This window comes from Streptomyces sp. NPDC001732, assembly GCF_053596315.1.
In genome coordinates this window covers 1-4,567 of record NZ_JBSFFY010000151.1, presented here as the reverse complement: position 1 = coordinate 4,567, position 4,567 = coordinate 1, and the positions used below count along the sequence as shown (strand labels likewise).

Annotated in this window: 2 protein-coding genes and 1 pseudogene; 2 read left to right on the top strand and 1 reads right to left on the bottom strand. The window is 69.5% G+C overall.

What is annotated here, in order from left to right; all coding sequences use genetic code 11:
* Positions 1–168: 168 nt before the first annotated feature.
* Positions 169–404 (bottom strand): annotated as a pseudogene (locus ACWCXX_RS40600) (IS701 family transposase); the annotation flags it as partial.
* 435 nt (positions 405–839) lie between these two features.
* Between ACWCXX_RS40600 and ACWCXX_RS40595 the strand changes: the two are divergent.
* Complete coding sequence (locus ACWCXX_RS40595; protein ID WP_451136247.1) at positions 840–3,503, top strand: WD40 repeat domain-containing protein; 2,664 nt, start codon at positions 840–842, stop codon at positions 3,501–3,503.
* A gap of 147 nt (positions 3,504–3,650) precedes the next feature.
* Positions 3,651–4,459, top strand: a protein-coding gene (locus ACWCXX_RS40590) for an IS5 family transposase (RefSeq protein ID WP_451136245.1) whose coding sequence is annotated in 2 segments (ribosomal slippage) — positions 3,651–3,999 and positions 3,999–4,459 — 810 coding nt in all. Because the reading frame shifts where the segments join, the coding sequence is not laid out codon by codon here.
* The last annotated feature ends 108 nt before the right edge of the window (positions 4,460–4,567 follow it).

Sequence of the window (4,567 nt, the reverse complement as noted above, 5' to 3'; positions counted from 1 at the left end):
CCTCGCCCACCCCTGCCGCCTCATCTTCGCCGACGGCGGACGCCCCACCGACGTCTCCGGCCCACACATCGAGGACGAAGCCGCCGTTCCCCACCAGGACTTCTGGAACTGAGAGCAGCTGCACACGCCGTTGAGCGGACACGCTGAACACAGTCCGTACAGGAACGGCTCCTTCTCCAGGCGGTCGGCTCTGGGATCGGCTTGGTGGCGGCGTCGCCAGTCGGACCAGCCGAGCCGGTGGGCCGTGTCGTCGGCGGGCTGGACGACGAGGGTGATGAAGAGTCGCTGGATTTCGTTGCAGGTGAGCGGTATGAGCGTATGGGTGCGGGGTGGCGGGTGCGCTCGTCGGCGCGTACGACGGCGAGGAAGGCGTGGGCGAGTATGGCCAGGGTGACCCAGCGGGACCGGGGACGTAGCGGCGGACCTGCTGGCCCAATCCTGAGACAACCGGTTCGAACAGCCACAGAAGCTGCTGAGAAAGTGCGGCTCCAATCGAAAGATGTAGCGATCATTGGATCCCGTGAACACGAACGAGAGCAGCAGTGCCTCGTCCGTCTGCCAGAGCTTCCCGGTAAGCGTTGAATTCCATCGAGGGAACTCCCATCATCTGCACTCAGTCCGCACGCTTCAGGGAATCTTTGCACACCGCTCGGCGAGTCGTTGCTGACGGCGCACAACTGAAGATGGCGTCTGCGGGTCCCTACCACGCCACCATCGACGTCTGGCCCGCACTTCCCACGGGCTCTACCTCTCCGTCAACCCCTAAGGACTTCCGACGTTGACCACTCAGCGGACCGAGTCGTAAGACCGTGTCAGTGGGGGCGGTTAGCGTGTCGGCCATGACTGACGCTCTGTGGGATGAAGCTCCATCGGCTGGCCCCGACGCGGTGCCCGGCGGCTTGACCGACCCGGGCTGGCTCGTCTGCGCGGACCCGGACTCGGTGCTCGCGCTGCTGGGAAGTGCGTCAGAGCCGGAGGAGCAGCGGGGGGCGACGGTGTACCGGGCCTCGCTCGACGTGCACCGGCATCTGACTGCCGCCGAACGTCGCTTCGTCCTCGCGCTGGACGCGGCCAGGCTGGACGAGGAGGATCTCGCGGCGCAGTTTGCGGCGGTGGCGGTTCCAGGTGCAGAGCCGCTCGGTTGGGAGCCGGTCTGGGTCAGGGGTTCGCAGGCGGATTCCCGCCTGGTGTGGACGCTGATCGGTCACCAGGGGCAGGTGATCGCTGTCGCCACTGCCGTGGTCGCCGGTCGCGCGGTGGCCGTGACTGGCAGCCGGGACGGCACCGTTCGGATCTGGGATCTCGCCGCTGGCCAAAAGGCCTGCCCACCCCTGTACTGTCGCACGGACGCCCGGTCGGCGCTGACCGTCGACGTCGACCGGATCGCCACGGCCACCTTGGACGGTCGCGAGGTCGCGCTGCTGCTCTCGGAGCTCGCCGGCGAGCAGCGGCTCCTCCTTCTCGACCTTGCGACCGGGTCCCTGACTGGTGAGTGCGTCCGCGTCGTGGCCGTGGCGGAGTTGGCCGGCCGGAGCGTGGTGCTGACGCTGGAGGACGACCGGACCCTGCGGCTGTGGAACGTCGCCACCGGCGAGGAGCTGGGCTCGTCCGTGCCGGCGCAGGTGCTGGCCGGTTCGCACGGCTACCCGGCCGCGGTGCGCGTCGAACTCGGCGGCGCGGTGCGGACCTGGGACCTTGCCGGGAACGAGCTCGACTCGGCGCCGGTGGACGCGGACGAGCAGGCGTACGACCCGCAGGCCGTCGCGGTGGTGGTCGACGGTCGGCTGGTCGCCTGCGCCTTCGACGCTCTCGACATCGACCATCTCCACGACGGCGACACCGCGGTGGCTCTCCTCGGTGACCTGGCAGCCGCTTGCGGGCATCGAGCTGGTGCGCCCGTTCGCGTCTCCCAGTTTGTGGTGGTGGCCGGGCGCCCGGTCACCCTGTTCCGGGAGTACGGCGGGTCGCTGCGGGTGTGGGACCGGGTGGCCGGCTCCCGGCCCGGCACGCAGGGATGGGTGGTGACCACCGACGAGCTGCACGGACAATCGCTGCGGCTGCCGGCCGAGGCCCCGGGCGAGGACAGCTGGTGCTGGCAACTCGCCGACCCTGCACCGGCCGTGGCAGTGGACGCCGAACGATCCGCCACGCGGGTCCTGGATACCTGCGTCGTCGCCGGACGCACGCTCCGGTTGACTGTCGACGCCGACCACGTGGTGCGGGTGCGGGACACCGCCGCCGGGGCGGAAGTCGGTGAGCGGTCGTTCCCCTGCCACGAGGACCGGATCCGGGCCGGCGCCTTGGCCGAGGTGAACGGGCAGCTCCGGGTGGTGACGGCCGCCCTCGACCGGGGCGTGCGGCTCTGGGAGGTGGCCGGCGGGCGGCAGGTCAACGGCCCCTTCAAAGGGCACACCAGGCACGTGTGGGACGTCGCGACGGCGATCGTGGACGGGCAACCGGTGGCCGTCACCGCCAGTGCGGACCACACCGTGCGCGTCTGGGATCTCGGGAAGCGCAGGGTACGGCGCCGCACCGAGATCCGCGGTCACAAGGACGTGGTGCTGGCGGCTGCCATGACCACCATTCAGGGCCAACCGGCCGTTGTCACCGCCGGTGCGGACAAGACGCTGCGCGCCTGGGACCTGGCCACCGGCATACCGTACGGCGGGGGTATCGCCGCCGAGGTCAGCCTGCTAGCGACGGCGGAACTGGACGGACGCACCGTCGCGGTGACTGCGGCCTCGGACGCCATGCTCCGCAGGTGGGACCTGGATACCGGCAAGGAGCTCGGCCAGGCCGTCGCCGGACCTGCCGGCCGGATCCTGGCCCTGGCCACCGCCCGGGTCGACGGGCGAGACGTCGCGGTGACCGGCAGCTCGGACGGCACCGCACAGCGCTGGGACCTGGCGACCGGTCAGCCCCTCGGCCAGCCCCTCACCGGCCACACCAGCCGGCTCACCGCGCTCGCCACCGCCACCGTGGACGGGCACGCGCTGGCCGTGACCGGCAGCTGGGACAAGACGGTGCGGCTTTGGGACCTGGCCACCGGCCGCCAGCTCGGCGATCTTCTGACCGGCCACACCGATTGGGTCACCGCGGTGACCACCACCACACTCAACGGGCACCCCATCGCGGTCACCGCTGGCCGGGACGGCACGATCCGCACCTGGAGCTTGCCCGAAGGCCGGCCGTACGCCGAGCCGCTGTCCTGCCCCGCCGGGCCCGTACACGGGCTGGCAACGGCCGTACACGGCACCAGCACCCACCTGATCACCACCAACGGCACCAAAACGGTATCGGTGCGCAACCTGGCCACAAGCGCCGAACTCGCGCCACCCCTGCGCTGCCCCGCGCCCGTCCAGTCGGCCCTCGCCGCGCCGGACGGCACACTGGTGCTCTGCTTCGGCCCGGAGATTGCCGTGCTGTCCGCCGTTGACGGACAGGCGTCGGCTCGGGTGGCGCGGACTACGACTCGGCCCGCGATGCTGATCGACAGGCCGTGACGTGACGGTGGCCGCACGGGTTCTTTGAGTGTGACCAAGAAGTGGGCCCGCGCGGCCTTGACCCATCCTGCCTTTTGCGGCGTCTCGCGTACACATCTCGGCGATTTAGAAGTCATCTCATTTGGGCGACTCGGTATTCTGTGAGTCATGGTGGGGATCGTTGAGCGGCTGGTGCCGGACGAGTTGTGGGAGTTGTTCCAGCGGGTGGTGCCGGAGGCGCCGTCGCGGCCGCAGGGCGGTGGTCGGCGTCGGCACGGCGACCGGGAGGTGCTGGCCGCGATCGTCTTCGTGGCCACGTCGGGTTGCACCTGGCAGCAGCTGCCTTCGGCGTCGTTCGGCCCGTCCGGAGCGACCGCCCACCGGCGGTTCTCGGAGTGGTCGAAGGCCAGGGTGTGGGCCAAGCTCCACCGCCTGGTCCTCGACGAACTCGGATCCCGCGGCGAGCTGGACTGGTCGAGGTGCGCGATCGACTCGGTGAACATGCGGGCCTTGAAAAGGGGGACCTGACAGGTCCGAATCCTGTCGACCGGGGCAAGTACAGGTCGAAGATCCACCTGATCACCGAGCGGACCGGTCTGCCCATATCCGTCGCAATCTCCGGCGCCAACGTCCACGACAGCCAAGCCCTTATCCCGCTCGTGACAGGCATACCGCCCATCCGCTCCCGCCGAGGCCCCCGCCGACGCAGGCCCGGCAAGCTCCACGCCGACAAGGGCTACGACTACCGCCACCTGCGGCAATGGCTGTCCCGACGCGGGGTCCGGCACCGCATCGCCCGCAAGGGCATCGAGACCTCACAACGACTCGGCCGACACCGCTGGACCATCGAACGCACCATGTCCTGGCTCGCCGGCTGCCGACGACTCCACCGCCGCTACGAACGCAAGGCCGACCACTTTCTGGCCTTCACCAGCATCGCCTGCACCCTCATCTGCTATCGCAGACTCACCAAATGAGATGACTTCTTAGTACTCCAGCAGCGGTTCGTGTCCTGAACTGGTGGTTGTCGTTGTCCTGGTATGGAGGGAATGGCTGAAGTCGCTTTCTGGACTGCCGAGTTGGAT

Coding starts and splice junctions, on each gene's coding strand:
- ACWCXX_RS40595 (WP_451136247.1), top strand. CDS start 840: ATGACTGACGCTCTGTGGGATGAAGCTCCATCGGCTGGCCCCGACGCG.